The following is a 26,907-nucleotide window of genomic DNA, read 5'->3' on the forward strand; positions in this document are numbered from 1 at the left end:
AATGGACGGCGAGCAATTTTAAAAAAGTAAGGCAATGAACTACGACAATATAGCACTCATCAACAACGAAGCCATCCACAATTTTGAACTCTTTGTGGATGGCTATCGTGCCTTTATCGATTATAAAACCAAGGATAACAAAATTTACCTTATCCATACCGAAGTGCCCAAAGAACTGCAGGGCCAGGGCGTTGCGGAGGCCATTGTAGAGAAGGCCTTTAAATACATCGAAGCGCATCATTTAATATTGATACCGCTATGTACCTACGTACAGGTCTTCCTGCGGAAACACCCGGAATGGGACAGACTCTTAGCAGCATAATCAAATGGAGCAGTTTAAAGTAACCCGCGTTTATGCAGACGCAAACGGCGACAGCCATTTCGACGAAGTGTATTACCCGCTAACCGATGGTGGCCCGATTGGGCAGTTATCCGAAAGGGTGGCGGTAAAGGAAGTTATCTTTCGCAAAGTACCACCCGGCTATAACGATTTGCACACCGCGCCGGCGAAGCAATACGTAGTATTGTTGGATGGCGGCGTAGAGATAGAAACCTCCCTCGGCAAAAAACGCAGGTTTGAGCAGGGCGAAGTGTTATTGATGGAAGATACTACAGGTAAGGGGCATCGCAGCAGCAACCTGGAGCAGAAAGAGCGGAGTTCGTTGTTTATTATTTTCTGAATCAGGATTTTCAGAATTTGAGAATTTTCAGAATGGAAGTTCACGAGCATGTTCAGCTTCCGGGCCAACACGCTTTTTTATTTGTGAAATTCGAATCAATTCTTAAAATCCGCTTCAATTCGTGGACTTCGTGTTTATCCATTTTTTTAACACAGAGTGCGCAAATAATACACTGAGGACACAGAGGTTTTGTAGGAATAAAGCACCAGAGCGAAAAGTTAATTCGTGAAATTCCCTTAATTCGTGAAATTAGTGTTCACTCAATTCTTGTTAATTAAAATTCCTGCGTCACCTTCCGCGCCGGGCTATCCAGCTTGGCGCTTTTTCGTATGCCGCCAACGGTCATGTGTACGATATTCAACTGGTCATCATACAAATTCTGCAGCAGACTTACGTCGGCATCAATCTTTTTGGGTGTGGCTATCTTGGCCGATTCCAGGTACACGTTCACCGCTTCTTTATTGATTTCGTAACCAAGGTAGCTCAGAGGCAACGCTGCTCCGCCGTTGCGAACCTGCAGGTGTGCAGCGGCGTATTTTTTCACCAGGTCGTCCATAGCGGCGTGCATATCGGGCTTGGTCAGATCGGTGCGGGTATTGAATTGCTTGGTCAGCGCAAGTTCGAAATCGTCGGTAAAAATGGTGAGGATAACCTCCATCTGTCCGTCCTTAGCGTTGTAGCTGATATCAGATGTGCTTACGTGTAGCGGGTGAAACGCCGTGGGGGCGGGCTTATCTGCCCAGGAAGTACCCAGTAAAATGTAACAATATAATAGCGGTTTGGCCAATAAAGCAGTCATAACAGTCCCCGGTTTTATTTATAATTAAAACCTGCTAAATTTACGGTTTCAACGCCTGTTTATTGCATGTCTGATTTTGTTTTTTATTTCGGGTTAGGGTGGCATCATATCATCAGCCCGGATGCGCTGGATCACCAGCTGTTTATTTTAGCACTGGCGGCGGTGTACACGTTCAAAAATATCAGGCAGGTATTAATTCTGGTCACGGCCTTTACCATCGGCCATAGCTTAACCTTAGCCCTCAGCGTGCTGGATGTAATTCGCTTCAGCAGCAAATGGGTAGAATTTTTGATACCCTGTACCATTTTTATCACCGCCCTCAACAACATCCTGCGGGTGGATAAAAAGGAGGGAAGCGCAAAGGTAAACTACTACCTGGCCCTCGGTTTCGGGTTGATACACGGCATGGGTTTCGCCAACAGTATCCGCATTATGCTGGCGCAGGATCAGGGCGTGGGTATGGGGCTTTTTGGCTTCAATATCGGGCTAGAAGCCGGGCAGATCGTCGTGGTAGCCATCATCCTGGTGTTGGGCTGGTTGTTCATGAATTTGCTGCGCTTGCGGCGGCGCGATTGGATATTTTTTATATCTTCGGGAGTATTTGCATTAGCCATAAAAATGGCGGTGGAAAGACTACCCTTTTTGCATTAAAAACTTTTTTTAAACTTAAACAGACATATGAAGCGGATCTTTACAGGGATTTTATTCGTGATGGGCACCGTTGGAGCATCCTTTGCACAGGATATCCAGAACAACCCGGGCAGTAATCACGGCAACAAATTCGAGCAGTTGGGTACCATCCTCAACACGCCGAACGAACAACGCACGGCAAGCGGCGCGCCGGGCGTAAAATATTGGCAGCAGCGTGCCGATTACAACATCAAGTGCGAGCTCGACGAGAAGAACCTGATGCTCAAAGGCAGCGAAACGGTTACTTATTTCAACAACTCGCCCGATGTACTTACCTACATTTGGTTGCAGCTTGACGAGAATGAGCATAGCTCCACAAACAATTCCGGCTACCAAAGCAGCTCTACCATGCCTAAGCAAACCACGCTGCAAGGTATAGACCGTACGGAAGTGCGCAACAGCGATGCAGATAACGGCCTGGGCGATATCATTACCAAGCTTACCGATGGTACCGGCAAAAAACTGGCCTACACCATCAACAAAACCATGATGCGCATTGAGCTGCCTGTACCGTTGAAATCGGGACAGCAGTTTATATTCAACATCGATTGGAACTACAAGATAACCGATCGTAACACCGTTGGCGGTCGTGGTGGTTATGAATTTTTCCCGGGCGATGGTAACTACCTGTTCACTATGACGCAATGGTACCCACGCCTTTGCGTGTACAGCGATTTCCAGGGCTGGCAAAATCACCAGTTTACCGGTCGTGGCGAGTTTGCGCTTACCTTCGGTAACTTCCACGTACAAATGACTGTACCTGCCGACCACGTGATTGGCGCAACCGGCGAGTGCTTAAACTACGCGGCTGTATTAAGCCCGGCTAAGCTTGCCCTTTACAATAAAGCCAAAACATCAACCGCACCGGTAGAGATCGTAACCCTTGCTGATGCTAAGAAAGCCGAAGGCGCACCATCTGCTGCTAAGAAAACCTGGGTTTTCCAGGCCAATAACGTGCGCGATTTTGCCTGGGGATCTTCACGTAAATTCGTTTGGGATGCCATGGGCCAAAATGTGGCCGGCAAACCGGTGATGTGTATGAGTTTCTACGGTAAGGAAGCCTACAACCTGTACAGCAAATACTCTACAAGGCTGGTGGCGCACACCATTAAAAGCTACTCAGACTTCAGCATTAACTACCCTTATCCCGTTGCGCAAAGCGTAGAAGCATCAAACGGTATGGAGTACCCGATGATCTGCTTCAACTATGGCCGCACCGAAAAGGATGGAACCTATAGCGAAAGCACCAAGAACGGAATGATCGGCGTTATCATCCACGAGGTTGGGCACAACTTCTTCCCGATGATTGTAAACAGCGACGAGCGGCAGTGGAGCTGGATGGACGAGGGCCTAAACTCTTTTGTGGAGTACCTTACCGAAGAGCTTTGGGACAATAAATTCCCAAGCAAAAAAGGCGCGGCGTACACCATTGTTGATTACATGAAGTTGCCTAAGAACGAACTGGAACCTATCATGAGCAACTCCGAGAACATCGTTCGCTTTGGGCCGAATGCTTATACTAAACCGGCTACAGGGCTCAACATCCTGCGCGAAACCATCATGGGCCGCAAGCTGTTTGATTATGCCTTTAAAGAATACGCCAAACGCTGGGCATTTAAACACCCAACGCCTGCGGATTTGTTCCGCACGATGGAAGATGCCAGTGGCGAGGATTTAGATTGGTTCTGGAGAGGTTGGTTCTATGGTACCGACCCGGTTGATATCTCTTTAGATTCGGTAAAAGTGGGCAAAGCTGATTTACTGGATACTTACAATCAGCCAAAACGCACCGTGTTTACCCCTAAAATTGCCCCGCCGTCTGTAAACAGTTTCGAGGATATTTCCAAAATACGTAACCGTACAGATAAGAGCATCGTTTTCCAGACTGACAAGGATACTGCTACGCACGATTTCTACTGGAAATATGCACGCGGACTGGCTGGTGTAGATACCGTTAAATTTGCTAATCTGGTTAAAGCGCAAACCCCGCCGGTTTTCGAAACCGATGTGCCTACTGCGGATGATAAAGCAAAATATGGCTCTAAATACGCGTATCAGCTTAACTTTAGTAACAAAGGCGGTTTAGTAATGCCAATCATCGTAGAGTTTAAGTATACCGATGGTACTACTTATACCGACCGTATCCCGGTACAGATTTGGCGCCTGAACGAGAAAAATTGCAGCAAGTTCTACGTGCTGGATAAGGAAGTGGCATCTATTAAGTTAGACCCGATGCGCGAGACAGCCGATATCGATGAAACCAACAACTTCTGGGGTAAAAGCGGCGAGCCGAGTAAATTCCAGGTGTTTAAGCAAAAAGTGGGCGCTAACGGCCCGGCACGTGGCCAATCCAGCGGTGTAAACCCTATGCAGGTAGCTACGGGCAGCAAATAATAACAAAGCATTCGGCCCCCCACCGAATATATATAAAACCAACAGTCGGCTAAGGAATTAGTCGGCTGTTTTTGCTTAGTAGCTAAATACCGCTCGGCAAAGTTTCCTATTACCGGCCAAAATGTTTTATTTTGTAAGCTATGCCGGTTTTTATAGCATCATTGAATTCGGGGAGTAACGGCAATTGCTATTACGTAGGCAACGAGCGCGAGGCCGTGCTGATAGATGCCGGCATATCCTGCCGCGAAACCGAGCGGCGCATGGCCAGGCTCGGGCTTTCTTTGCAAAAAGTTAAGGCCATCTTCATCTCGCACGAACATTCAGACCATATACGCGGCCTGGGTGTGCTGGCGCGCAAGTACAATATACCCGTTTATGCAACCCATAGTACGGCAGGTTATTGCGGCGATTTACCGCCCGGGCTTTGCATTGGCCTCAACGCTTATACACCCGTAAGTATAGGTAGCCTGCAGGTAAGCGCATTCCCCAAGCACCACGATGCTGTTGACCCACATAGTTTTCTGGTTACAGATGGCGATATCCGTATTGGCGTGTTTACCGATATAGGCGCGCCCTGCGAGCATTTGATCAAGCACTTTAACCAATGCCACGCCGCATTCTTAGAGGCTAATTACGATGAGGCCATGCTGGAAGGCGGTCGTTATCCATACCACCTTAAAAAGCGCATACGCGGGGGCAAGGGGCACTTATCAAACAGGCAGGCCCTGCAGCTTTTTATCGACCATAAGCCGCATTACATGAGCCATTTGTTATTGGCTCACCTCTCCAAAGATAACAACGACCCCGAACTGGCTTTGCAGCTCTTTGTGCAACACGCTGGTAATACCCACGTAAGCGTTGCTTCGCGTTATAACGAGAGCGAAGTATTCACCATCTACCCGGCTGGCGCGCCCATAGCCCAACAAGTAGCGCTTAACCAAATAACCGGCCAATTTCAATTTGCTCTATAACCCAATGCTTGATATACTTTACCAGGACGATTACCTCATCGCCATCAACAAGCCGCATGGCTTGCTGGTGCACCGTTCATCCATAGCCGCCGATGCCGAAGAGTTTGCCCTGCAATTGCTGCGCGATCAAACCGGCAAAAAGGTAAACCCTGCGCACCGTATAGACCGCAAAACGGGCGGCGTACTGCTTTTTGCTTTTGATAAGCCAACGGAAATTGCCATGCAGCAAGCCTTTATGCAAAATCGCGTAAGCAAAAAATACCTCGCCATAGTGCGCGGCTACACGCCCGATGAATTGGAGATAGATTACCCCCTGCGTAAGGAGAACGGCACACTGCAGGATGCGCTCACCCGTTTTACTACGCTAAAACGCGCCGAACTGGAAGTGCCGCTGGGCAAGCACCCCACCTCAAGATATTCGTTGGTGCAGGCAACTCCGCAAACCGGGCGCATGCATCAGCTTCGTAAGCATTTTGCGCATATTTTCCACCCCATTATAGGCGACCGCACGCATGGATGCAACAAGCAGAACAAGCTATTTAAAGATAAATGGGAAATGGAGACCATGCTGCTGCACGCGGCTCAACTCAGCTTTACGCACCCCATAACTGGCGCGGAAGTTGTTATAGATGCACCACTACAGCCGGGGTTTGCTGCGGCCATGGCCATAATGGGCTGGTGAAAATTTTACAAAATAATAAATATTACTGTAGTACTTTTGCGCTACTAAAATTTTAACGGTTATTTTAATTGATGAAAAGAGTTGTTGTTACCGGCCTTGGGGTTTTTTCTGCTACAGGTACGGATATTGCCACGTTTTGGAATAATATTGTAGAGGGCATAAGTCCGGCCAAAGCCATTACCCGGTTTAATCCCGAGAAGTTCAAAACGCGCTTCGCTACGCAGATAGCCGATTTTAACCCTGCCCAATACCTGGATAGGAACGAAATAAAACGCAGTGACCTATACAGCCAATATGCCTTGATAGCGGCCGACCAGGCCATTGCCGATGCCGGGATAGATGCGAATGCGATGTCGCCATTTGATATTGGTGTGATATTCGGTACAGCGCAAGGTGGTATGGATACTTTTGAGCATCAGTATAAAGAATTTGCTGCTAAGAATTTCGAGCCGCATTTCAACCCTTTCTTCATCCCCAAAACGCTGGTGAATATGGCCGCAGGCTTAATCTCTATTAAGCACGGTTTTATGGGTGTCAACTTTTCTACGGCCTCGGCTTGCGCAAGTGCCAATACGGCCATTATGGATGCCTTTAACTATATCAAGTTTGGTAAGGCTAAGGTTATCGTTACCGGCGGTTCTGATGCGCCTATCAGCGAAGCGTCAATAGGCGGATATAATTCTTTAAAAGCCTTATCTACCCGTAATGCCGAGCCAACCAAGGCATCGCGCCCCTTCGATGTGGAGCGCGACGGTTTCGTGATGGGTGAGGGTGCAGGCGTTTTAGTTTTGGAAGAATACGAACACGCCAAAGCCCGCGGTGCGCATATCTATGCCGAAGTGGGTGGCGCAGCCATGACCTCTGATGCTTACCACATTACCGCAACGCATCCCGAAGGTAAGGGTGCGATAAAAGCCATGCAATTGGCCCTGGAAGATGCAGGCCTCAACGCAACAGATATTGGCTTCGTAAATGCGCACGCTACATCTACACCGGTGGGGGATATCAGCGAAGCTAAGGCTATCAAAGCCGTTTTTGATGGGCACGACGGATTGCACGTAAGCGCAACCAAATCTGTAACCGGGCACCTTTTGGGCGCTGCGGGTGCGGTAGAGGCCATCATTAGCTTAAAAGCAATTATTGAGGGCATTGTGCCGCCAACCATCAACACCCAAACCATCGACCCGGAGATACCGAAGGGACTGAATATCGTAATAAACGAAGCCATTGAAAAACGTGTAGATGCCGCATTAAGCAATACCTTTGGTTTCGGTGGTCACAATGGCGTGGTAGTATTTAAAAAGATTTAACAACAAGGATATGAGCAATAACGATGTAATGAAGAAACTCCGTGTGGCCCTTTCGCTGCGCGACGATGATATTATTGAGATATTAAAGCTCGCTAATTTCCGTACCACCAAAACCGAGTTGAGCGCCATCTTCCGCGCCGAGGATCACCCCAACTTTCAGCCTTGTAAAGATCAGTTGCTGCGTAACTTTTTGAATGGCCTGGTGATTTACAAACGCGGCCCAAGACCTGATAACCGCGAGAAGAATAAAGAAGCTGCCGCTAACGCAAAACCGGCAGAAGGCAAGCCAGGCGAAGGCAAAGCGTAATCAAAAATATCGAACACCGAATGCCCAATATCGAATGATGAACTGGAACTCCATCGATATTGGGAGTTCGGAATTCATTATTCGATATTTGTCACTAATGCTTATCGCCCTCTTTCTGAACTAAGCGGTATTTCCCTGCTTTGATCATTTTTTGCTCCTGGGGCGAAAAGGAAACGCGGCCGCCAAAATCCTGCACCCAGTAATGATCGGTTTCAGCAACGCCTATTTCTTTAAAGCCCGGGTTCATCAGGTTTTGGCAATGGCCTTCGCTTTTGAACCAGCCAGCCATCACTTCGGCAATACTGCTTTGGCCCATGGCAATGTTTTCGCCCACCATAAAGCTTCTGTAACCTTTAAAAAAGTAGCCTGCAAAAACAATGCGGTCGCTCATACTGCGGCCATCTTTACTGGTATGATTAAAGTATTGGCGCCTGGCCATATCGTCGGCATGGCCTTGTGCCGCTTTCTCTAACTGATCATTCCAAATTAATGGAGCGGCAGGCGGGTACCATTTGCTGCCGCAATTGCAGCCTTTCGTACGCGTTTTATTAATCAGCCTTAAAAATTCCTGTTTGAAATTGGCATCGCGGTTACCAAGCCCGGTATAGGTAAAGCCGCATACCAGCAGTACGCCTAATATTAATGATGCGCCAAAAAAATACGTCCTCATACAGGGCACAGACAGGGTTGATGGCCTGTGGTTTAACCTAACGCGAAATAGGGGAGCTTATTTTTTACGCCGCCGGGCCAGGAGCCAAAATATCAATAATATGACTGCAAGCGCAAAGGCTATAAAGAGGCCACCGCTTTTTTTAAGGGGGCCTTTTTGGCTTTCACCGGCTTCCTGGTTGCCGTTACCGCTACTTTTTTTTTTAGTGCGGAGTCTATCGTTCGAGTTCCGATGGTGTCTCGCGCAAAGCGTTGTATGGCCAGCATTTTGACGGCCTGGTCGCGCTTAAGGCTATCCAGTATGGCATCTGCGCGTTTTAAAGCAATGGCTCCTTTTGCGGGGTTATCCATACGGTTGTATAAAAAGCCGAAGTTTTTTTGCACGGTTGCTTCCCATTGCGGCATGTGGCCGGCTATAGCCAGGGAGAGGGCTTCGTTAAGATCGCGCATGGCGAGGGAGAAGTCCTTTATTTCCATTTTTACCATCGAAAGCTTTACCAGCGAGGTAATAACGTTGAGGGTATCTTTCTTGATGCGCGATATGCTGTTGGATTGGAGCACGAACCATTTGGCCTGGCTAAACTTGCGCTGCGAAAAATACACTTTTGCCAGGTTATCAAAACTTACCCGCAGGCCGGCCGAATCGTTGTAGCGGCTGTAGTAATGCAGGGCCTGCATGGTATAATTGAGTGCTTCTGTTTGATAAAGGGTGCGTTTGCGCCGGTTGGCGACGGTATCGTACCTGAGGTAAACGTCGGCTAAGAGGGTGTAGATAGGGGCTTTACATGAATCTGCAGTGATTTGCAGTTCCTGCTTCAAGGTATCGGGGCTTAATTGCTGCTGCTGTGCGGCTTGCAACTTAAATGCGGCTGATATCAATAAAATAAGTAAAACAATTTTCTTCATCCGCTGGCTGATAGATTTTTTTACTGAATGCTACCCAAATAGTATGCCCCAAATGGGTATTACAGGTATCTTAAGTGCAGATACCGGGCTTTTTTATTCAATAGATTGTAAGTGCCTGATATGTAGCGTAAAAATGGGCAAAATATATCAATTAATGCCAGCCGATATATAAATAATATGAAATAAGAGTAGCCTATACTATACAATAAAGCCCGCAGCGTTTATTGTATCAGTTTTTCATAATTGAGGAGCGACCTTTTAAGCCATGCCGAGTGCGAAAGGATAAGGTTGAAAAGCAGTATCCCCAGGCTGGCACAGGTAATGCCTGCCAAAACATCGAGCACGTAATGATGGCTGGCGTATACCGCTGTGAACCATATCCCAACGGTTACCGTTGCAAAGAAGATATTGATGGCACCCAGCCGGTTCTTGATACCGTAATACAATACGATAACCGGGTAGGAGGAGTGCAGAGAGGGCATTGCCGCAAACACGTTTGACCCCTTAGCATAAATGGATTTGAAAACTGTTACGTTGAAAAATTTATCGAAGCGGGCCAGCCCAGCAGTATTTCCCGGTGTAAGCGGATGAAAGTTGAAGCCGTGTACCTGTACATACCATGGCGGCGCGGCGGGGTAGGTGTAATATATTACAAAACCCAACAGGTTTACCACCACGAATGTTAACGAGAAATACAAAAACTGCTGCTTGTTGCGAAAGAAAAGGTAAGCCGCAAAACCCAGTGGCACGGGTATCCAGCAAAGGTAAAATACGCCCGCAAAAATATCCGTGTACGTATTGCTTTTAAGCAGCAAATATTCGTTTGGTGTGAGAATAGTGTTATTATAATGGATGCCGAACAGGCTTTTTTCGGCATTGTAAAGCCCGTCTATGGCTACTTCGTTATAGTTGTAGTTGGGAAAAGCCTTCATGTAATCGAAGATTATCCAATACACGATAAAAATAGAGAAACCTAAAATAAACTTGCGCGTAATTACCGATGCGTAGAAAAGCACGTTAAATATACCGATCAGTACCAACTGATCCGACTTGAAGCCGAGCAGCAAACACGATAAAATCAAATACAATAACGACAGACCCGATACAATACTGATACTTTTCTGATCGATCTGGACGCCGCTATCAACAGCATTAGCCATCCTACTTCTTACTAAAATCCGAATTAAAAATCTTGTCCCACAGCGGAGAACTTACGCCATAACCTTTGGTAGGGTCCTGGTAATGGTGCAGCATGTGGTGTTGTTTTATCTTTTTCCAAAACGAGCCTTTGAAATTGAAATGGTGTATGGCATAGTGCGAAATATCGTACGCCAGGTAACCCAATATAAAACCCGGGAAAAAGCCAAAAATATAGTTTGCAGGCAGCAAGGCATTAAAGAGAAAGTAAAAGCCCGTGGCCAGCGGTATGCTTGCCGATGGCGGCATTACCAAACGTTTGGCATCGCTGGGATAATCGTGATGTACGCCGTGGAAAATGAAGTGCAAACGTAATGCCCAACCTTGTTTTGGCACAAAGTGGAAAACGAAACGGTGCATAATGTACTCAGTAAGCGTCCAGATGAACAGGCCTAGTACAAACAGCCAGATGTAATTTACCACGCCAATATTTTTATCGTATGCAAAGTAACTGCACACCAAAATAACGGGTATAAAAATAATAAGCGGTACAAAGTAATGCACCTTTGATAAGCTCTCTAATAAATTACTCTTAAACATCCTCACAGATTCCTGTGAATTTGATACAAAATTTTTTGCCATAGCATTTAAGGTTTAAAACGTTCTGTAACTTCTTTACCTGTCACGGGGTCTACACCTTTTATTTCAATATATGTTACGTTTGGCGAAAACACGGAGCCACCGTCGATCTGTATAAAAATACTTTGAAGGGATGCCTGCTTTTGCGCTACAGTTGCGAAGATATGATATTTTCCGTCAGCACCCTTCATTAGCGTGAGCGGAAATTTTTTGTATGACATAATTCTGATATCATAGTTGTCGTCGCCTGTTTTAGCCACAGTTACCCCGTAAGCAAATTTGCGCTGTACAAATGTAAGTTCGGATGGTTCTCCATTACCGTCGGCATACCTCAGCCAGTATACATGTATCGGGTCGTCGTCGTTGGGTTTACCGGTGCCGGCATCAATGTTAATATCGTAAGATAAGGCATTGATGTTGGTTGAGCGTTGCAGGTAAAATAACCGCTTGCTGTTGGGCGGCGGGGTAGGGTAAACCCTACCGTCGGCAGCTTTACGCACTTTTGGTGTATCTGTTTGCAGGGTACTTATAGTACGAGCCGTGGCGTTATGCCAAAGGCTTACCAATAGTACCAGGAAAACAAATGCCTGCTTTGCCCCGATTTTATTCATTTTCGGTTTCTGATAATGCTTTTTTGGCATCTACCAGGCGTTTAAAGGCTGTTAAATTTGTTAATACCGCCAGTATAGCTATCGGGAACGTAAATATCGACATGGTTTCGAACACGTGGAAACGTATGCCCGGTATCCATAATTTGTAATCGCCACCGATGTAGTTTGAGGCCACGCCACAGGCAATTGCAAATACCGCAATGGTAATTACGCGCTCGGGGCGCTGCATCAGGCCACCTTTACATTCTACGCCAAGCCCTTCGGCACGGGCGCGTACGTAACTCACCATCATTGAGCCGATAAGCGCGATGAAAGCAAATATCGAGCTGAGGAAATAATGGTGTGATACCAGGTAATAGCATATGCCCAGGAACATAATCAGTTCCGAGTAGCGATCAAGTACAGAATCGTACAAAGCGCCGAACACCGATTTCATATTGCCTAAACGGGCTACCTGCCCATCCAACATATCAAAAAGGCCCGCAAATAATATAAGGCCGCCGGCCCAGCCCACATAGCTCAAGTTGGCGCGGTCGCCGTCTTCGCCGCCTATGATAAATATAGCTGCAACGCCTACGTTCAAAATAAAGCCGATAGAAGTAACGGCATTTGGAGTTAAACCCAATTTAATCAGCAGTTTAACAAACGGATCGATGATTTTATATATACCAAGCTGTAAGCTTGTGCGTATAGATGTTTGCTGTTCCATTTCAGAATAAAAATAAATAAAATACTACAAATAATTAAAAATCGAACTTTATTTTAACCCGAACGCCAAAGGGGGCAACGTCCGGATGGTCTAAGTACGATAGCCTTTTCACCAAATCAACCCTCACAAACTTGAAAATGTTTTCAACACCAACACTTGCTTCCATATAAGGTTTGTTGCCAAGTGCATAAGTAATGGGCACACCGTTACCATCTGTTGGAAATTGGTAAACCGACGAATTCAACGCCGGGTTATTATTGTTGCCCAGTCCGCCGTACAGCGCTTTGAACGACGCGGTTTCGCGCCATTTCAGTTTTTTGAACAACGGTACCTTGTTGAAGAAGAACCCGCCGAAATGCTGATCGATATTGATGCTCGCATACCTATCGCTCACAAACTCTAAAAAGTTCATTAAGTTGTACGAATCGATAACGTAGGCATACGTTTGGTTGGCGCGGTGGATATCCAACAGTGGATAAGGCACGGTGCCGAATATGCGACCACCTTCTAACGTTACATCCGAGAAGCCGAACGGTGCAATGTAAAAACGCTTATCGAAACGCGCCCTTAATTTTTGGTAGCTGTACTGCCCGTCGAGCACATTCTTTAAACCCGCGGTATAATCAAGGCTGATGATAGGGTACTTATTAATGATCGGTATCCTGAATAATTTCCCCTGGTAAAACTGCTCATTGGGCGCATACCTAATGCCTGCCGAAAACTCGGTGGTAGTGAGGTTGTTGAATATGGTGCTTGGCCCGTTCTGGAAAGGGTATAGCGAACCCGCCGGGGTTTGCACCCATTTGCGCGCGCCGAAATTGAACGAAAGGTGGTTCTCCAGCTCGTGTACATAATCGATCTTATACTGGTCGTTATACAGGTATTTATCATTGGTGCCTCGTTTAAACGACAGCAGTATATTGTCTTCTGATATAAACTGCAGCTCCTGCCCGGGTATCTTCGTATCCCGCTGGAAGCTTACGCGGAGGTAGTCCTGCGGAAATTTGTAAACACTTTTGGCGTTAAACGAGTAGGTGGCAGCCAGCATGTATTTCCAGCGCTCATCTTTAAAGCCGTAAGCGCCGTAGCCTTCAAAATAATAGCGTTTGCTCAGTTCGGGAGTGGTGCGCCCGCCTATCCTCAGCCTGAAACCTTCGATAGGGTTAAAGCTGTAAAAGGTACTGGCTGGGCCAACCTCAAATTTGCCGAAGCCTTTATAGCCAGCAAATAAAAGCGTAACCAGGTCTGCCGTGCGCCTGAACGATGGCATGTGCGTGAGGCTATCGATATTCTTATAAACTTTAGATTCAGCCGTTGTTAAGGTATCCAGGCGATTCTCGGCCCAGAATTGCTCGCTTCGGTGCTTTACTTCGTCGTCTTCCAGGTTTATATCAGGCGTGTATAAAACATCGGGCTGGTATTTATTAACGATGTAGTTTTTGTAAGTAAGCGTACGTATGCCGAAGAGGCCGCCCTTTCGGTTGGCCGATACGCCAAAATCGGCGTAAGTGTTGCTTTTGCTGAGATGGTAACGTCCATCGGGGTTCAACTCAAAGTCCTGATCTACATGCATCGAGCGCACGAAGTTTACGTTGATGTTTTTGTTGATGGTTAAGCCTGCCTTTTGTACGGCGTAGTTGCCATCCAGCGTGATATAAATATCGCCCTCGAACAATACATCGTTGGTGTTGCGGGGCGTAAAACTCAGCTGAACCAGTTTTTTGTTATCGGCTGTGGTGATGGTATCGGTAATGAAAAACTTGTAGTAGGTTGGTGCAGCATCGGCTATCGGGCTTAAAAACTGGCGGCCAAGCAGGTATATGCTATTGGTATAAATATCAACCTTTTCATACAGGTGCTTAAAGTACTGGCCAACGCCTTCGTTATCAACAGCAGGGCCAAAATTTACGCCTTTCTCGCCAAGCAAAACGGTTTTGGTAACCTCGGGGTTCTTACGGTAATATACCTGCGAAAGCTTCTCAACCAGGTAAATAGGCAGCAGGTTTTTGCCGGCGTAGCTGGTACTGTCGCGGTTCTCGAAAACGAATTTGTACTTGCGGAAGAATTTTTTCTCGGATATTTTATCAGATAAGTTGCTGAGCGAGAACTGCATCTTATCGTACTCTTTGTACTCTACGTAATTGTAGTTTTCGGGGCGGTTTTTGTCTTTATTGGCTATAACCTTGCGTATCAACTCAACTGCAGGATTATCTTTATTGGTGTATTTGGGCCGTTTGCCGGCTTGTATGGTAACTTCGTTAAGCTGCTGCGCAGATGGGAATAGCCTGATATTGATTACTTGCTCTTTACCCGGCACAACTGCTACTACCGCATCTTTGTAACCTAAATAAGTAACTTTTAACTGCGTGTATGGCTTTGCCGAGCGCAGGCTGAACTGCCCCGCATCGTTGGTATTGGTGCCGATGGTGCTGCCCGTAAAACTAACGCTTACGAAGCCCAAAGGTTTCTTATTGCCGGCATCGGTAACTACGCCCGTTACCACCGTATTTTGTGCAGCTAACGTTGTGCTTACAAATAAAAGTGCAATAAAAAATAAACGCTTAAAAGTGTTTTTACAAATCATTTAGTAAACATGCTCGTTACACAAATACAAAGCCAAAGGTAAGTAAAAAACCCTACAGACTATTGTGGTCAAAAAGTCAAAAATCGGTACACATCATAGCCCGTACACCTTGCTACCCTTAAAATTTGCCCCAAATAAAAACAGCTTTATACTGTGATCAGGAAAGACTGTTGCCATGCTTGTAACCGGATAGATAGACGACTAAAGCGCATAATTGTTACTATATACGCAGAAAACACTACCGTAGTGTTGCAAAGTTCATAAATAATCGAAGGGGTAAGATTATTGTTACTGTGCAGGCAATTAGGGTGGGACAAAGGTAATAAAAAAACAGGTTAGGCAATGCTGCCTAACCTGTTTATGTTGTATGGATACAAAGAATATTATGCTTGCGCAAACATATCGTCGTAGTAATCGAGGCCCAGGTGGGTAATCAAATCTTCGCCCATCAGGTAACGCAGGGTGTTCTCCAGCTTAATCAGTTGTTTGAAGATGTCGTTCTCGGCATGTAAACCCGGCGCAGTTTGCGGCGATTTTAGGTAGAAAGACAACCACTCCTGTATACCGCTCATGTTGGCGCGTTTGGCCATATCGCTAAACAAAGCAAGATCTAAAGCGATAGGGGCAGCCAGGATAGAATCTCGGCAAAGGAAGTTGATCTTAATCTGCATTTTGTAGCCTAACCAGCCAAAAATGTCGATGTTGTCCCAGCTTTCTTTGTTATCGCCATGTGGTGGGTAGTAGTTGATGCGGATCTTGTGGAAGATTTCGCCGTACAATTCCGGGTTATCCTCAGGGCGCAGGATATCTTCCAGTACGCCAAGTTTTGATACTTCTTTAGTTTTAAAGTTGTCCGGATCGTCTAATACCAAACCATCGCGGTTACCCAAAATGTTGGTAGAGAACCAGCCGTGTACGCCCAGGCTACGTGCAGCAAGGCCCGGAGCCAAAACGGTTTTCATTAAAGTTTGGCCGGTTTTGAAATCCTTGCCCGCAATTGGGGTTTGGGTTAATTTAGCAAGCTCTATCATAGCCGGGATATCCACGGTTAGGTTAGGGGCGCCGTTTGAGAATGGTACGCCAAGCTTTAAAGCAGCGTACGCGTAGATCATACTAGGGGCAATGCGTTTGTCGTCGTCGATCAATGCCTGCTCAAAAGCAGCTAAAGTTTCGTGGATCTCAGAGCCTTCGAAGTAAACCTCGGTAGAACCGCACCAAACTAAAACAACACGGTCGCAACCATTTTCTGCCTGGAAGTTTTTGATATCCTCCATCACCTGCTGCGCAAGTTCGTAGCGGGTACCTGTTTTTACGTAAGTACCATCCAGGTTTTTAGCGTAGTTTTTATCAAAGGCAGCTTTCATAGGCTTAATAGCCTGTAAACCTTCTTTTACCTGGTTCAATAACGATTCTTCCAAAACCTTGGCGTTCATAGCCGATTCGTAAACGTTATCTTCATATAGGTCCCAACCGCCAAAAACGATGTCTTCCAATTTGGCCAAAGGCACAAAATCTTTAATTTTTGGATGGCGGTTCTCAGTTCTCTTTCCTAAACGGATGCTTCCCATTTGTGTAAGCGAACCCACAGGCTGGGAAATACCTTTCTTCACGGCTTCAACGCCGGCAATTAACGTAGTAGCTACCGCACCTAAACCTGGTATTAAGATACCTAGTTTACCATTGGCAGGTTTAATGTTGATTTTCATTTGTATTGGTTGTTTAAAAGATCGAATAATGAATAGCCATGGGATTTGTTAAGTGCGAAGCCCATAAGCCTTTCATTGTTTTGTTTGTTAATATAAAATAGAGGCTTACAGCCATTTATTTTCTTTCTAAAAGCTTTGTACTACATTTATTGCAGCCTGAAAAGCTATGCCTGGTCGCGCCTCCTGGATATGCCGGTTAGTCCTTTGTTGGTTTGTGCAAAACAAAAATCAGCAACTGAATTTTTGAACGATGCCGCAAATAAGTCAATTTTCTGTCACCGCCATAATTATTTTACAAAGTTTACAGGCAGATGAAAATTAAATGAACCTAATCTTAACGATTTCTTAATGATATGCACCTGCCGTTACCTATTGAAATTTGCTAGTACTATTATTATCTTATTGCTTCACAAGCTTATTAGATAATACAGCGAAGGTTTCGTTATATTTTCTTTTCGTATATCCGGTATGTTTTGTACTGCTCGCCGCCAATAGCTTCAATAGCACGGTTCACCATGTCGTTCTTCTCTAAAGTCCAGCTGGCTTCGGCATATTTAAGCCCCTTGCGCCTGTACTCTTTAATGATGCTGCCGTAAAGGCAAGCTTCGATACCCATTTTACGGTAGCCATCTATCACACCCAGCAGCATAATACGTATGCCTTGTATCTTGCTTTTATTGAGCAAAAGCTTGAATATGCCTGTAGGCAGCAAACGGCCTTTCTTAATCGTCTTTAATATCTGGTTAATATCGGGTATAGCCACGCCGAAGCCTACTATCTTGCCGTCCTGCTCGGCCACTTGGGCAAAATCAGCATCCAGGATCATCTTCAGATCTTTTGCAGTGTAATCGAATTCATCATTCGTCATGGGGAAAAAGCCCAGGTTTTTGTCCCATGCCTTATTATATACCTCGCGTAGCGCATCAGCTTCTGCTTTAAAGTTCTTGAGGTTTATTTTGCGGATAGTGATGCCACTGTTGCGCGTAAGCCGCTCTTGTAGCCTATCCAGCATCTGCAACGATTTATCGTTATAATTCTGGCCATCCCAATGCCAGGCCAACAGGTCGGTTTGTTTTTTGAACCCGGCGTTTTCCAGCAGCGTGATGTAGTACTCGGGGTTGTAGGTCATCATTACCATTGGCGAGCTATCAAACCCTTTTACTAAAAGGCCGCAGGTTTCGTTGGTAGATGGGTTTACGGGGCCTACAATGGTTTCGGCACCTTTTTCTTTAAGCCATTTGATAGCCGTATCAATTAGCAGGTTAGCCGTTTCCTGGTCGTTTATGCATTCAAAAAAACCAAAAAAACCATCATTTACGTTGTTGAACTTATTGTGGTTATTGTTTTGGATAGCGGCTATGCGGCCCACAATCCTGTCGCCATCATAAGCCAAAAATGTTTGTAACGACGAATGCTTGTGGAAGGGGTGTATTGTCAGAATGTCGCGCTGTGCAATGAATAATTCCGGTACGTAATATGGGTCATTCTTGTACAACTCATGTGGGAAATCAATAAAAGATGCAAGCTCTTTTTTTGATTTGACCGAAATTATTGTTTTCATATTGGGGGGCTTAAAAATAAATGCCGATGCAAATGCGGTGTGCAAATGTATCGGCTTTATATTGTTTTTTGGTATAAACGTAAATTTAACTTCTTCTTACAGGGAGGTATTAGCCAACTTTTGTAAAGGAACGCCAACAGCTTTAAAGGCAGCTATCAGTTTCTCAACGGCTTCGTCTATCTGCTCGAAAGTGTGCGTAGCCATTAAAGAGAAGCGTAGCAGCGAAGAGTCTGACGGTACCGCTGGCGATACCACCGGGTTAACAAATATGCCCGCGTTTTGCAGGTAATTGGTTACCATAAATGTCCTATCATTATCACGTATGTAAATAGGCAATATCGGGCTTTCGGTTCCGCCCAGGTCAAAACCTTCTTCGGTAAGCAACTTTACAGCGTAATTGGTATTATCCCAAAGCTTCTGTATGCGTTCCGGTTCCGATTCTATGATATCCAGGGCAGCAATTACGCTGGCTACAGAGCCGGGAGTCATGCTGGCGCTGAACATTAACGAGCGTGCGCGGTGTTTGATATAATCAATGGTTTCGTAATCGCTGGCAATGAAACCGCCAAGCGAGGCCAGCGATTTGCTGAAGGTGCTCATGATGAGGTCAACCTCATTGGTTAAACCAAAGTGCGAAGCGGTACCTGAACCGTTTACACCGATAACGCCAAGGCTATGGGCATCATCAACCATAATGTTTACGCCATATTTATCAGCTAGCTCAACAATAGCAGGCAATTTTACAATATCGCCTTCCATGCTAAAGATACCATCTACCACAATAACCTTTACGGCTTCTTCTGGCAGGATGCTGAGCTTGCGCTCCAGATCAGCCATGTTATTATGGGCATATTTAATTACCTTGGAAAAAGATAAACGCGTACCATCTATGATAGAAGCATGGTCATACTCATCTAAGATTAAATAATCGTTACGCCCGGTGATGCAAGATAATACACCTAAATTAACCTGGAAACCGGTGCTGAATAACACCGCAGCTTCTTTGCCTACATAGTTTGCCAGACGGCGTTCCAATTCGATGTGAATATCGAGCGTGCCGTTCAGAAACCTGGAACCAGCACAGCCGGAGCCGTATTTGTCAATAGCCTTTTTAGAGGCTTCCTTAATCTTAGGGTGATTTGTAAGCCCCAGGTAGGAGTTAGACCCAAACATTAAAACACGCTTGCCGTTTATCATAACTTCAGTATCCTGGCCGCTTTCTATAGGGCGGAAGAAGGGATACAGGCCCTGCGCCCGGATCATGTTCGCATCCTGAAACTGGGCAATCTTGTCGTGCAGTTTTTTAACCATTTATTAACACTTCTTTAATTTTCTGTAAAAATACCATGAATATCATTATTTGCGGCATTGGATGTGCAAATTTTTTTACACTATCTTAATACAGCGCTATTCACAATCGTAAGGCAAATTAATTAAAATTTTATTTAAACAATGTCACTGTTTTGAAATTTGTAATAAAAAAACAAAAAAAGACGCCCGTAATGCAATAATTATCTTATTTACGTAAAAATCCTGTTGCCAATTTCCTATTGTTTCTGCAAACTCTCATATTCGCAATCTCTATTATTTAAACAAGATTCAACGGAGGCCCTCGCTCCGTTTTCCGTTTTTTACCGCTTCACTATATTTATGAAAAAAAACAGCTGCATATATATTACTAATATACTACTTTTTTTTCCAGCTTTACTATTTGCGCAAACATCTGCCGATACAACCACATCCTTTACTATAAAACAAAGCATAGCGTTTGCCTTGAAGAACCAGCCATTGCTTAAGCAAGCAATAGTTGACGAGCAAATCAATGAACGCGACATCAACATAGGTCTATCGGGATGGCTGCCGCAGATTAATAGCAGCAGCAGCATGCAGCACTATTTTCAACGGCCAACCGGCGCAGCCGCAGGTAATGGTACCGGCCAAAACCTGGCCATAGCGCACAATGTATCAAGCCTGGGCGTTACTGCCAGCCAGGCACTCTATAATAATGATGTGGTTTTGGCTTCCAAAGCATCAAAATATTCGCGCCTTTATTATCAGCAGAACACCGAAAGCAACAAGATAGATCTGGCATCAGACGTAAGTACAGCATTTTACGATGTGCTGTTGTCGCAGCGCCAACTGGATATTATTAAAGAAGACATCCTGAGGTTGCGCCGAAGCCTGAAGGATGCCACCGCACGCTACCAGGCCGGTGTGGTGGATAAAACCGACTACAAGCAGGCCACCATATCGCTTAATAACGCGCTGGCATCGCACAAGCAAACCGAAGAAGCCATCAAAAGCAAAACCGCATACCTTAAACAGGTAATGGGTTATGACCCGGCCAGGCGGCTGGTGCTTCAATACGACTCTGCCCGTTTACAGGCCGAGGCGGTGATAGATACCAACGAAATTATCAACTACAGTAACCGTATAGAATACCGTCTGCTGGAGACCAGCAAAAACCTGCAGAACCTCAACGTACAGTATTATAAATGGGGCTTTTTGCCATCGCTATCCGCAACCGGCGGCTATAGCCTGGCTTACTTCAACGATAGTTTTAGCAAGTTGTATAGCGCCAACTTCCCAACATCGTATGTAGGCCTCAGTCTTACTTTCCCTATTTTTACAGGTACCAAACGCTTGCAGAACCTGGCCAAGGCACGCCTGCAGGTGCAGCGTACCGATCTGGATATTGAGAATACCCGCAATGCCATCAATACGCAGTATGCGCAGGCACTGGCCAGTTACAAAAGCAATTATACCAACTGGCAGGTACTGAGCGAAAACGTGCAGCTGGCTAAGGATGTATATAAGGTGGTTGATTTGCAATACCGCGAGGGTATTAAAACTTACCTGGACGTAATTGTATCGCAGGCCGACCTGCGCACCGCCGAACTGAATTATTACAACGCATTATTTCAACTATTATCAAGCAAAATCGATCTGCAACGTGCACTGGGTACCCTGCAGGCCGAATAAATACAGCATATGAAGAACAGCTATATCTCCTTTATTATCGCCGCTGGTGTTTTGGCACTTTCGGCATGCAAAAGTTCAGACAAAGGCACGGGCGCGCCTGTGTTGCCGCCCACCCCGGTAAACGTGGTGGAAGCGCAAAAATCCGAAGCCCTTTATTATGATAAATACCAGGGCATTGCTGTTGCGCTCAATTCGGTTGAACTGCGCAGCCAGGTAGGCGGCTTTATTACCGGCATCTTTTTTAAAGAAGGCGAAGTAGTTACCAAAGGCAGCCCGTTATATGAAATAGACCGCCGCAAATACGTGGCCGCATACGAGCAGGCAAACGCCAACGTAATAAGTGCTAAGGCCAACTTGGTTAAGGCACAAAAAGATATCGACCGCTACAACATGCTGCTGAAGGCAGATGCTGTTGCACGCCAAACGGTAGACCAGGCAACTGCCTCGTTCGAAACGGCTAAAGGCCAGGTAGCGGTTGCACAGGCCGCGTTGTCGTCTGCAGCAACTGATCTTTCTTATGCCACCATTCGTGCGCCATTTACCGGTCGTATAGGTATATCGCAGGTAAAGCTGGGTGCGCAGGTTACGCCGGGCACTACACTGTTAAACACTATATCTACGGGTAACCCAATGGGGGTAGACGTAGTGATAAACGAGCAGGACATCAACCGTTTTTATAAGCTACAGCAGCATGCATCAGATACTACTTTTAAGCTGCAACTTTCAGATGGGACCACTTACGCCCAAAACGGCAGGTTATTCGCTATAGACCGTGGTGTGAACAACCAAACCGGTAGCATTAAAGTAAGGGTACAGTTCCCCAATGCGCAGGATGTACTGCGTGATGGTATGAGCTGCGTATTGCAGGTACTGAACGATAATTCGGGCGAACGGGTGCAGATACCTTATAAAGCCATTACCGAACAAATGGGCGAGTTTTTTGTGTTTACCGTAAGGGATACTACCGTTAGAGATACCGCAGCAGATAAAACGGTTAAAGACCGCCGCGATACCCTGGCACACCAGGTGAAAGTAGTGCTTGGGCAACGCATACAAAGCAATGTAATTATTATGCAAGGCATTAAACCCGGTGATAAGATAGTTACCGAAGGTTTCCAGCGCTTGCGTGATGGGGGCAAGGTAACCCAGGGGCCTGCAGCAGCGGCACCCGGCGCGGCACCAAAAAAATAAAAGATACTTAAAGCGGATAAGGGAGCATATCCCCATTTTTTAAGCTAAAGAAATAGATAATGATTGCAGATGTTTTTATAAAACGCCCCGTAACGGCCATCGTAATATCGCTGGTAATTGTGATTGTGGGCGTGCTGTCTATGCTGAGCCTGCCTATAGGCCAGTACCCCGAAATTACGCCACCCACGGTACAGGTAACGGGTACATATACCGGTGCCGATGCTTTAACCGTTGAGCAGACAGTGGCTACCCCGGTAGAAGTACAGGTAAACGGTACGCCGGGCATGACCTACCTGCAAAGTAACAGCACAGGTAATGGTGCCATGAGCATGACGGTGAACTTTGAAGTTGGTACCGATATCAATAATGCCGCGCTCGACGTGCAGAACCGTGTAGGTATTGCCCAGCCAACCCTGCCGCAGGAGGTACAGCGCCTGGGTTTGACCGTACGTAAACGTAACCCGAGCATATTGATGCTGGTGGCTATGTATTCGCCCAAAGGTTCGCATGATGTAACTTTTACCGATAACTATACCAACGTATTTATAAAGGATGCATTGCTGCGTACTAAAGGCGTTGGCGACGTGTTTACACGCGCCGATGATTTCAGCATGCGTGTATGGTTAAAACCTGATAAACTGGCTGCCCTGAATATGACTGCGGCCGATGTTACGGCAGCATTAACCGAGCAGAATGCGCAGGTGGCTGCGGGTACCGTAGGTGCAACCCCGCAAATGAAGGGGCAAACCTTCGAATACAGTGTACTGGTAAAGGGCCGTTTAACCAATAAAGCAGAGTTTGAAAATATTGTGGTTAAAACGCAGCCGGGCACAGGCTCGATAGTACACCTTAAGGATGTTGCAAGGGTAGAGCTGGGTAAATTCAACTACGCCGGTAACTCCTTTGTAGATGGTAAACGTGCATCGTACCTTTTGATATACCAGGCACCTGGTAGTAATGCCATAGAAACGGCCGATAACGTTGTAGCTACGATGGAAGAGTTGAAGAAAACTTTCCCTGAGGATATTAACTACGTGGTGCCTTTTGAATCGGTTACGGTAGTAAAGGTATCGCTGGAGGAAGTTATAGAAACCCTGGTAATTGCGCTGGTGCTCGTAATCATTGTGGTTTTCCTCTTCCTGCAAAACTGGCGCACAACACTTATTCCGGTACTGGCTATCCCGGTATCTATTGTGGGTACGTTCATCTTCTTTATACCGCTGCACTTTACCATCAATACGCTTACGCTGTTCGGTTTCGTGCTGGCTATTGGTATTGTGGTGGATGATGCCATTGTGGTGGTAGAGGCTGTACAGCATTATATGGACGAAAAGGGCATGAGTCCGCAGGAGGCCACTAAGCACGCCATGAAGGATATTTCGGCGCCGGTTATCGCCATCGCGCTGATATTGGCTGCGGTATTTGTGCCGGTAGGTTTTATACCCGGTATTGTGGGCAGGCTTTACCAGCAGTTTGCCATCACCATTGCCATATCGGTACTGATATCGGCATTTGTGGCCTTATCGCTTACGCCTGCGCTTTGTACCATATTATTGCGCCCGCACAAGATTGATGATAAATCTACAGGACTTAACAAGTTCTTCTTCAAATTCAACCAATGGTTTGATAGGGTTACCGGCCGTTACCGAAATTCAGTAGATAGAGGTATCAGGAATTCCAAGTTTGTGGTTATTATACTGGTATGTGTGGTAGTAGGTACCGTATTGTTATTCAAAAGCAAACCATCAGGCTTTATTCCATTGGAGGATGAAGGCCGTGTGTATGTTACCTACGATTTGCCCGAGGGTGCGTCTACAGAACGTACCGTAGCGGTATTGCACGAGATGATGACCGAATTGGATAGCGTACATGCTATAAAGCACTATGCAGCATTGGGCGGTTTAAATGCTGTAAACTTTGCAACAAAATCAAACAGCGCCACCATATTTGTGCAGTTGAAGCCATGGGAAGAACGTAAAGACGAAAAAGACAAATTGCAAGGTGTTATTGCCACCATCACCAAGAAAATGGCCAGGTTTAAAGAAGCCAACGTAGTGGTAATTTCTCCGCCGGCCATACCGGGTTTGGGTAATACGGGCGGCTTCTCGTTCATCTTACAGGAAAAACAAGCAGGCGGCGATATCAAAAACTTTGAAAAAGTGCTGAACACCTTTGTTGCTGCTGTGAACAAACGCAAAGAGATTGCCCGTGCGTTTTCGTTCTTCGGTGCGCATACGCCCGCTTACCAGCTTACTATCGACAGAGAGAAAGCAAAAAAACTCGGCGTGCAAATATCCGACGTAAACAGTGCCTTGCAAACGTATTTGGGTAGCGCTTACGTTAACGATTTCACCATATATGGCAGAAACTTTAGGGTGGTTACGCAGGCCGACACCAATTATCGAACGAATATCCAGAACATTGGGCAGTACTTTGTGCGTAACTCATCCGGCGCTATGGTGCCCCTGAGTACGCTCACCAGTTATCAGGTGATTGAGAATGCGCCATTGATATCGCACTACAATCTTTTCCGCTCGGCAGAGATAAACGGCGCCACGAAGCCTGGCTATAGCAGCGGCGACGCGATAAAGGCCCTGCAGGAAGTTGCCGCGCAAACACTACCGCAAGGTTACGGCTACGAGTTTTCGGGCCTAAGCCGTGAGGAATTGTTATCTGGCTCCAAAACCATATACATATTTGCCTTGTCGATAGGCTTTGTGTTCCTGTTTTTGGCAGCCTTATATGAGAGTTGGTCGGTACCGTTCTCAGTACTGCTGGCTGTACCGTTGGGTGCCTTCGGCGCGATATTGTTCCTCTTGTTTGATAAAAGCTTAACCAACAACGTTTACGCACAGATTGGTTTGATTACTTTGATAGGTTTGGCAGCCAAAAACGCCATCCTGATTGTAGAGTTTGCCAAAGAACGTGTGGATAGGGGTATGGACCTGGAAAAGGCAACGCTTGAGGCTGTAAGACTGCGTTTGCGCCCCATCATCATGACCTCGATGGCCTTCATCCTGGGCGTACTGCCCTTGCTGTTTGCATCGGGTGCTGGTGCCGAGGCACGTAAAACCATCGGCTTTACGGTATTCGGCGGTATGCTTACTGCAACATCATTGGCAATATTTATTGTGCCGGTGCTGTTTTACATCATCACCAAATTTGCCTACGGCAAAAAGAAGCTGGCCGAGTTAGAAAAAAATTACAAACCCGACCCAGAAACAGACACTGAAGTATATTAGCTTTTGAATTTGGGCCCCTTGAAAAAGGGGCTTTTTTTTTGTTTTAGCAGATATGCGGAGTTTTGCCGCTGGGCGATTTGACTCACCCTCTCTGCTTTGCAAAGAAGGTAAAAAGAAGACGAAGAAAAATTGTAGCTCACCTTCTGTGCGAAGCATAAGGGGCGGGCAGCGAAGCGAACTCCGGGGTGAGTCAGCTCTCGACGCGGACATTGGCACTATCTTTCCAACGTGCTCATTGTTCCCTCTGTATGTTTTGTGTTAAAAAATACCCGCATTAACCCATCGTGGCATGAAAAACAGATGAAAAACAGTTCTCCGGGAACGGCTGCTATATGCAACAGCATACAGTTTTGTATTCTATCGCCCACAATTTCGCCCTACTTAATATTGCCAATACGAGCATTGTGTTGCACATCTAATAAATTTACACGTATAAAACCTGACTGATTATCAATAATTAAGGTGTTGTGTTGCGTTTTTCGCATACATTTTTTAGCCCGATTGATATTAACGCAATGTTAATTTTGGCAACGTGGCAGTGTATTTGTAAAGGGGGAGGTAACACAATTTAAGATTGTATTACTAAAAAACACAACAATGAAAAAAATGACAACCTTAGTAGCAGCAGCATTTACAGCAGCAGCTATATTTTTAGGAACAAATGCTAACGCCCAATCAACCCCAAAAACCGCCCTTCGTTTCGGTATTGGTGCAGAGGCCCTTTTGCCTACAGGGAACTTAAAAAATGCTTCTAATTTTGGCTTGGGTATTACGCCACGCCTGCAATACGGCGTAGCCGATGATGTAGCTTTAACATTAACCTCTGGTTTTTATAACTATTTTGGTAAAGAACTAAGCGGCAGCCCAAGCGTTAAAGTACCATCTTACCAAATGATTCCATTGAAATTAGGTATTAAAGCCTTCGTATCGCAAAATGTTTACGTGAGTGGTGAAGTGGGTGCCGGGTTCGAAACGCGCAATTACTATGGCAAAAACACCAAATTACTTGCTTCGCCGGGTATTGGTTGGGCTAATCAATCATGGGATTTAGGTGCACGTTACGAAAACTTCTCGGGCCAAAACAATAGCTTTGGTACAGTAGGTTTGCGTGTCGCATACGGCTTTGGCTTGTAAGCA

At 45.9% G+C, this 26,907-nt stretch carries 23 protein-coding genes; 12 read left to right on the forward strand and 11 right to left on the reverse strand.

Translation table 11 applies throughout. From position 1 onward, the window contains the following. Positions 1-34: 34 nt before the first annotated feature. Positions 35-322, forward strand: coding sequence for a GNAT family N-acetyltransferase (locus E2R66_RS05975; protein WP_133227859.1), 288 nt, complete (start codon positions 35-37; stop codon positions 320-322). A 4-nt stretch (positions 323-326) separates the two neighbouring features. Further along, complete coding sequence (locus tag E2R66_RS05980; RefSeq protein ID WP_133227857.1) at positions 327-680, forward strand: cupin domain-containing protein; 354 nt, start codon at positions 327-329, stop codon at positions 678-680. Positions 681-954: 274 nt separating this feature from the next. Here the strand turns inward: E2R66_RS05980 and E2R66_RS05985 are convergent, their stop codons facing one another. After that, on the reverse strand, positions 955-1,479 hold the full coding sequence (locus E2R66_RS05985; protein ID WP_133227855.1) for a DUF6702 family protein: 525 nt from the start codon (positions 1,477-1,479) through the stop codon (positions 955-957). Between the two features lie 66 nt (positions 1,480-1,545). On the opposite strand from E2R66_RS05985, the gene E2R66_RS05990 reads away from it, so the two are divergent. From E2R66_RS05990 to E2R66_RS06015, 6 genes are all read left to right on the forward strand, one after another. After that, on the forward strand, positions 1,546-2,130 hold the full coding sequence (locus E2R66_RS05990; protein WP_133227853.1) for a HupE/UreJ family protein: 585 nt from the start codon (positions 1,546-1,548) through the stop codon (positions 2,128-2,130). 27 nt (positions 2,131-2,157) lie between these two features. Further along, positions 2,158-4,563, forward strand: a complete 2,406-nt coding sequence (locus E2R66_RS05995) for a M1 family metallopeptidase (protein WP_133227851.1) — start codon at positions 2,158-2,160, stop codon at positions 4,561-4,563. Between the two features lie 140 nt (positions 4,564-4,703). After that, positions 4,704-5,534 (forward strand): MBL fold metallo-hydrolase, encoded by an 831-nt coding sequence (locus E2R66_RS06000; protein WP_133227849.1) that lies wholly within the window; start codon positions 4,704-4,706, stop codon positions 5,532-5,534. 4 nt (positions 5,535-5,538) lie between these two features. Next, positions 5,539-6,216, forward strand: coding sequence for a pseudouridine synthase (locus tag E2R66_RS06005; RefSeq protein WP_133227847.1), 678 nt, complete (start codon positions 5,539-5,541; stop codon positions 6,214-6,216). A 71-nt stretch (positions 6,217-6,287) separates the two neighbouring features. Beyond that, the gene (gene fabF / locus E2R66_RS06010; protein ID WP_133227845.1) at positions 6,288-7,526 is read left to right on the forward strand and encodes a beta-ketoacyl-ACP synthase II; all 1,239 of its coding nucleotides are present in this window, start codon (positions 6,288-6,290) and stop codon (positions 7,524-7,526) included. A gap of 10 nt (positions 7,527-7,536) precedes the next feature. Then, positions 7,537-7,833 (forward strand): DUF1456 family protein, encoded by a 297-nt coding sequence (locus E2R66_RS06015; RefSeq protein ID WP_133227843.1) that lies wholly within the window; start codon positions 7,537-7,539, stop codon positions 7,831-7,833. 94 nt (positions 7,834-7,927) lie between these two features. Here E2R66_RS06015 and E2R66_RS06020 read toward each other — a convergent pair whose 3' ends face one another. The 10 genes from E2R66_RS06020 to spt all read right to left on the reverse strand — a co-directional run bounded on the left by E2R66_RS06020 (position 7,928) and on the right by spt (position 19,666). Continuing rightward, positions 7,928-8,503, reverse strand: a complete 576-nt coding sequence (locus tag E2R66_RS06020) for a CAP domain-containing protein (RefSeq protein ID WP_133227841.1) — start codon at positions 8,501-8,503, stop codon at positions 7,928-7,930. Between the two features lie 119 nt (positions 8,504-8,622). Continuing rightward, positions 8,623-9,408 (reverse strand): hypothetical protein, encoded by a 786-nt coding sequence (locus E2R66_RS06025; protein ID WP_133227839.1) that lies wholly within the window; start codon positions 9,406-9,408, stop codon positions 8,623-8,625. A gap of 221 nt (positions 9,409-9,629) precedes the next feature. Then, entirely contained in the window at positions 9,630-10,568 is a 939-nt protein-coding gene (locus E2R66_RS06030) for a phosphatase PAP2 family protein (RefSeq protein WP_133227837.1), read from the reverse strand. 1 nt (position 10,569) lies between these two features. Beyond that, on the reverse strand, positions 10,570-11,187 hold the full coding sequence (locus E2R66_RS06035; RefSeq protein WP_133227835.1) for a sterol desaturase family protein: 618 nt from the start codon (positions 11,185-11,187) through the stop codon (positions 10,570-10,572). A gap of 5 nt (positions 11,188-11,192) precedes the next feature. Then, a complete protein-coding gene (locus E2R66_RS06040) occupies positions 11,193-11,795 on the reverse strand; it encodes a DUF4833 domain-containing protein (RefSeq protein WP_158288345.1) in 603 nt (200 codons plus the stop codon). Continuing rightward, positions 11,788-12,504 (reverse strand): CDP-alcohol phosphatidyltransferase family protein, encoded by a 717-nt coding sequence (locus E2R66_RS06045; RefSeq protein ID WP_133227831.1) that lies wholly within the window; start codon positions 12,502-12,504, stop codon positions 11,788-11,790. The genes E2R66_RS06040 and E2R66_RS06045 overlap by 8 nt, the downstream gene beginning before the upstream one ends. A gap of 34 nt (positions 12,505-12,538) precedes the next feature. Further along, the gene (locus tag E2R66_RS06050; protein ID WP_133227829.1) at positions 12,539-15,088 is read right to left on the reverse strand and encodes a DUF5686 and carboxypeptidase-like regulatory domain-containing protein; all 2,550 of its coding nucleotides are present in this window, start codon (positions 15,086-15,088) and stop codon (positions 12,539-12,541) included. Positions 15,089-15,471: 383 nt separating this feature from the next. Beyond that, positions 15,472-16,794, reverse strand: a complete 1,323-nt coding sequence (locus E2R66_RS06055) for an inositol-3-phosphate synthase (protein WP_133227827.1) — start codon at positions 16,792-16,794, stop codon at positions 15,472-15,474. Positions 16,795-17,236: 442 nt separating this feature from the next. Beyond that, on the reverse strand, positions 17,237-18,355 hold the full coding sequence (locus tag E2R66_RS06060; RefSeq protein ID WP_133227825.1) for a hypothetical protein: 1,119 nt from the start codon (positions 18,353-18,355) through the stop codon (positions 17,237-17,239). A gap of 96 nt (positions 18,356-18,451) precedes the next feature. Continuing rightward, on the reverse strand, positions 18,452-19,666 hold the full coding sequence (gene spt / locus E2R66_RS06065; RefSeq protein WP_133227823.1) for a serine palmitoyltransferase: 1,215 nt from the start codon (positions 19,664-19,666) through the stop codon (positions 18,452-18,454). A 339-nt stretch (positions 19,667-20,005) separates the two neighbouring features. On the opposite strand from spt, the gene E2R66_RS06070 reads away from it, so the two are divergent. The 4 genes from E2R66_RS06070 (at position 20,006) to E2R66_RS06085 (ending at position 26,904) form a co-directional block, all read left to right on the forward strand. After that, the gene (locus E2R66_RS06070) at positions 20,006-21,337 is read left to right on the forward strand and encodes a TolC family protein (RefSeq protein ID WP_133227821.1); all 1,332 of its coding nucleotides are present in this window, start codon (positions 20,006-20,008) and stop codon (positions 21,335-21,337) included. A gap of 9 nt (positions 21,338-21,346) precedes the next feature. Next, positions 21,347-22,528 (forward strand): efflux RND transporter periplasmic adaptor subunit, encoded by a 1,182-nt coding sequence (locus E2R66_RS06075; RefSeq protein WP_133227819.1) that lies wholly within the window; start codon positions 21,347-21,349, stop codon positions 22,526-22,528. Positions 22,529-22,587: 59 nt separating this feature from the next. Beyond that, on the forward strand, positions 22,588-25,770 hold the full coding sequence (locus E2R66_RS06080) for an efflux RND transporter permease subunit (protein ID WP_133227817.1): 3,183 nt from the start codon (positions 22,588-22,590) through the stop codon (positions 25,768-25,770). 597 nt (positions 25,771-26,367) lie between these two features. Further along, positions 26,368-26,904, forward strand: coding sequence for a hypothetical protein (locus E2R66_RS06085; protein WP_133227815.1), 537 nt, complete (start codon positions 26,368-26,370; stop codon positions 26,902-26,904). The last annotated feature ends 3 nt before the right edge of the window (positions 26,905-26,907 follow it).

It is taken from the genome of Mucilaginibacter psychrotolerans, from assembly GCF_004519315.1.
GTDB lineage: Bacteria > Bacteroidota > Bacteroidia > Sphingobacteriales > Sphingobacteriaceae > Mucilaginibacter > Mucilaginibacter psychrotolerans.